This window comes from Pseudomonas sp. Pseusp3, from assembly GCF_047304225.1.
Lineage (GTDB): Bacteria > Pseudomonadota > Gammaproteobacteria > Pseudomonadales > Pseudomonadaceae > Aquipseudomonas > Aquipseudomonas fluorescens_CD.
Window position 1 is genome coordinate 1 of the sequence record NZ_JBGLYV010000195.1, and the last position, 4166, is coordinate 4166.

The window sequence follows — 4166 nt, forward strand, 5'->3', positions numbered from 1 at the left end:
GGGTTCCCCCCCCCGGCGGGGGGGGCTTGCCCCACCCCCCCCCCCCCCCCTGCACCCCTCCCACTTGTGGGGGGGGGGGTTGCCCCGCTAAGAGGCCGGCCCTGACAACATACAACTTGAGGTATTCAATGACCCACCCCCACTGGCTGCGCAACGTGCGCCCCTACGGCGCCCCCGCCGAAGACCTGTTGATCGAAAACGGCCGGTTCAGCCAACGCCGCCCCGCTTCGAACGAAACCCTGTCGGCCACCGACATCGACGGCCAGAACCAGTTGCTCACGCCTGCACTGGTGGAAAGCCACGTGCACCTGGACAAAACCCTCTGGGGCCAGCCATGGCGCCCCAATAGCGCCGGCCCGACCCTCAAGGACTACATTGCCAACGAACGGCGCATCCTGCGCGAAGTCACCACACCGATTGCGCAACGGGCCGGCGCCCTGCTGGAAAACTGCATCGCCCGTGGCTCGCTGACCATGCGTTGCCACGTCGACATCGACCCGGAGTTCGGCCTGCGTCATGTCGAGGCCATGCAACAGCTGCGCGAACAATATCGCGACCTGATCGACCTGCAACTGGTGGTGTTCCCGCAAACCGGCCTGATCAGTCGCCCCGGCACCGCCGAATTGATGCGCGAAGCCATGGCCCTGGGCGTGGAGAACGTCGGTGGCCTGGACCCGTGCGGCATCGATAACGATCCGCTTGCGCAACTGGATTTCGTGTTCAAGCTGGCCAGCGAATTCGACCGTGGCATCGATATTCACCTGCACGACAAGGGTGAGCTGGGCCTGTGGCAGATCGCGCTGATCGCCGACTACACCGAGCGCTTCGCTCGCCAGGGCCGGGTGATGATCAGCCATGCGTACTGCCTGGGGATGTTGCCGTGGAGCCAGGTCAAACCGGTGGCCGAGCGCCTGGCGGTACTGGGTATTTCGCTGATGAGTTCGGCCCCGGCCGATTGCGCGGTGCCGCCGTTCCTGGCCCTGCGCGAAACCGGTGTGAATGTGTGTCTGGGCTCCGACGGCATTCGCGACGCCTGGTCGCCCATGGGCAACGGCGACATGCTGGAACGGGCGATGCTGCTGGCGTTCCGCTTCGACCTGAGCAAGGACGACGAACTGGCGGCGGCGTTCGCGGCGGCAACCGCCAATGGCGCCCAGGCACTGGGTTGCGAAGCCAATCGCCTGGCGATCGGCCAGCCAGCGGATTTCCTGCTGATGCCGGTGCAAACACTGGGTGAAGCGGTGGTTTCGCGGCCGCTGCGTCAGGTCTATCGCGCGGGTCAATTGATTGCTGCGGGTGGCCGTTTGCTGGAAAGCCGGCTGTGAAGCGCATCGGCTTGCGCGCCAGTTGTGTGGTCGGCTTCGACGGCACCCGGCATGTGCTGTGGCGCGACGGCGAAGTGGTGTTCGCGGGCTCGCGCATTGAGTTTGTCGGGCGCGGTTATCCGGGCCCGGTCGATCAGTGGGTTGATTACGGCAATGCGCTGATCGGCCCCGGCTTCATCGATCTGGATGCCCTCGGCGACCTCGATTCCACGGTGCTGACCCTGGACAACGGCGACGAGCGCGACATGGGCCGGATGTGGTCGGCGCAGTATCTGGCGCGTGGACCGCGGGAAAGTTACAGCCCCGAAGAAGAAGTCTTCAAATACCGCTACGCCTTCACGCAACTGATCCGCAACGGCATTACCACGGCCATGCCGATCACCTCGATGTATTACCGCGAGTGGGCCGAGACCTACGACGAGTTTGCGGCCGTAGCCGATGTGTCGGCCGAGCTGGGGCTACGCACATACTTCGGCCCCAGCTACATGAGCGGCATGAGTTACTGGCAGGCCGACGGTACGCTGGCGCACCATTGGGACGAAGCCCGGGGCATGGCGGGACTGGATGCCGCTGAACGGTTTTTCCGCGATTTCGACGGCGCGAATGACGGCCTGATTCGCGGGGCGCTACTGCCGGACCGCATCCAGACTTGCACCCCGGCGCTGCTGCAGCGCACCGCCAAGCTGAGCCAGGAAATGAATGCACCGATGCGTTTGCATTGCTGTCAAGGTCTGGGCGAAATGGCGATGGTCGAGCAACTGCGCGGCACCTCGCCGTTGGGCTGGTTGCAGCAGCTTGGGCTTTTGAACCCACGCAGCCTGCTGCCCCACGGCATCTACACCCACGGCGATGACGACTTGCAGCGAGTCGTGGACGGCGGCGCCAGTCTGGTGCATTGCCCGGTGGTGTTCGCCCGCGATGGCGAGGCGCTGAACTCGTTCGGACGCTATCGGGCCAAGGGCATCAACTTCGCCCTGGGCACCGACACCTGGCCGGCGGACTTGCTGGACAACATGCGTCAGGGCTTGAACATCGCCCGCCTGATGGAGGGCGGTAATGACCTGACCAGCACGCTGGACCTGTACAACGCCGCGACACTCGGCGGCGCCACCGCTTTGGGGCGCGACGATCTCGGACGTCTGGCGCCGGGGTGCAAGGCCGACATCACCGTGTTCAACCTGCGCGCAATGCACCTGGGACCGTTATTCGATCCGCTGAAAAATCTGGTGCTGGCCGGTCGCGGTGACGACTGCATCGCCAGCTACATCGATGGCCGCTGCGTGATGCAGGACGGCCAGGTCAAGGGCATCGACTACTGCGCCCTGCAACGTCAGGCCCAACGGCAATTCGAAAAGCTGATGCGCAGCCACAGCGACCGGGCCTTTGGCCAACCGGACTGGAAAAGCCTGTTCCGGCCGGCCATCCCGTTCGCCGACGACTACAGCGCACAGGCGCCACTGAGCGCGATTGATCCCCTTTTTTAGAGAATTCTGCCCATGCAAAGCTTCGACTTCAGCCAACTGAGCCCCCGGGACAAATACAAGATCCTGATCGGCAGCGTCGTGCCACGGCCGATTGCCCTGGTCACCACCGTCGACGGCGAAGGCCGGGTCAACGCAGCACCGTTCAGCTTCTTCAATGCGCTGTCGGCCGACCCGCCCATCCTCGCCCTTGGCGTGGAAAACTACGACGACCAAAGCCCCAAGGACACCACCCGCAACATTCAGCTCAACCAGGAATTCACCGTCAATATCGTCAGCGATGCACTGGTGGAAGCCATGAACGTCTGCGCCGTGCCCTTCGCCCCCGGCTTCGACGAATTGACCGCCGCCGGCCTCACCGCCATCCCAGGCACCACGGTCAAATGCCCTCGCATCGGCGAAGCCCCGGTGGCGCTGGAATGCCGGCGGATGATGGCGCTGTCCATCGGCCAGTCGCGGGAAATCATCTTCGGTGAAGTGCTGATGGCCCATGTGCGAGACGAACTGATCGACCCGAAAACCCTGTACATCGACCAATTGGGGCTGGATGCGATCGGACGCATGGGCGGGCATGGCTATGCACGCACGCGTGACTATTTCGATTTGCCGACACGCTCATTGCAGGCATGGACGGAAGCACCGGGCGGTGGGGAACGGTTTTGGCCGCTGGGCAAGTAGCCAGTTACACATAAACCTGTAGGAGCGAGCTTGCTCCGGGCGGCGATCCGACGATGGTCGTCAACGATACCGCTGGTAACCTGACACCCCGCGGCGCTCTCAGGTTCATCGCGAGCAAGCTCGCTCCTACAGGGGGGGGTCAGTGAAAATCCCGGCTACGCACAGTGATGCCATCCAGTAGCGGGCTCAAATCACTCAAGCGCCCGGCAATCAGGTGCCGGACCTCGCCCTCCTTCTCCCAGCGGCCATCGACCTTGAGCAACTGCGAGCCGACCAGCACCTGGCGCTGTCGCTCGGCCAGGTCGCGCCAGACCACCACGTTGACGTTGCCGAACTCGTCCTCAAGGGTGACGAACGTCACGCCGCTGGCGGTGGCCGGGCGTTGTCGGCCGGTGACCAGCCCGGCGACGCTGACCGGCCGACCGTGTTCGACGTCCAGCAACTCCTGCGAACTGCGGCAGCGCCGCGCCTTCAACTCACTGCGCAACAGGGCCAGCGGATGCGGTCCGAGGGTGGTGCCGACACTGGCGTAATCGGCTTGCAGGTCCTCGCCCACGGTGGGTTTGGGCAACGACACCGCGTCCTCCTCCCGGCTCGGCAGGCCGGCAAACAAACCCAGCTGCTTTTGTACCCCGGCCACTTCCCAGCGTGCCCGGTGCCGGTCGCCGGCCAGGCCACGCAA

The 4166-nt window shown here is 64.6% G+C and carries 4 protein-coding genes; 3 read left to right on the top strand and 1 reads right to left on the bottom strand.

What is annotated here, in order from left to right; all coding sequences use genetic code 11:
• Positions 1-128 precede the first annotated feature (128 nt).
• From ACCD00_RS30265 to ACCD00_RS30275, 3 genes are read left to right on the top strand one after another with little or no spacing between them, the layout of a single operon-like run.
• Positions 129-1325, top strand: coding sequence for an amidohydrolase family protein (locus ACCD00_RS30265; RefSeq protein WP_413428869.1), 1197 nt, complete (start codon positions 129-131; stop codon positions 1323-1325).
• Positions 1322-2809: an amidohydrolase family protein gene (locus ACCD00_RS30270; RefSeq protein WP_413428870.1), complete on the top strand. Its 1488-nt coding sequence runs from the start codon at positions 1322-1324 to the stop codon at positions 2807-2809. The genes ACCD00_RS30265 and ACCD00_RS30270 overlap by 4 nt, the downstream gene beginning before the upstream one ends.
• Positions 2810-2821: 12 nt before the next feature.
• Entirely contained in the window at positions 2822-3484 is a 663-nt protein-coding gene (locus ACCD00_RS30275; RefSeq protein WP_413428871.1) for a flavin reductase family protein, read from the top strand.
• 139 nt (positions 3485-3623) lie between these two features.
• Here the strand turns inward: ACCD00_RS30275 and ACCD00_RS30280 are convergent.
• Positions 3624-4166: OB-fold nucleic acid binding domain-containing protein (locus ACCD00_RS30280; protein ID WP_413428872.1), on the bottom strand; the 543-nt coding region annotated here is incomplete at its 5' end.

Bases quoted from the DNA above. Each gene is read 5' to 3' on its own strand.
- ACCD00_RS30265 (WP_413428869.1), top strand. From the start codon at position 129: ATGACCCACCCCCACTGGCTGCGCAACGTGCGCCCCTACGGCGCCCCC.
- ACCD00_RS30275 (WP_413428871.1), top strand. From the start codon at position 2,822: ATGCAAAGCTTCGACTTCAGCCAACTGAGCCCCCGGGACAAATACAAG.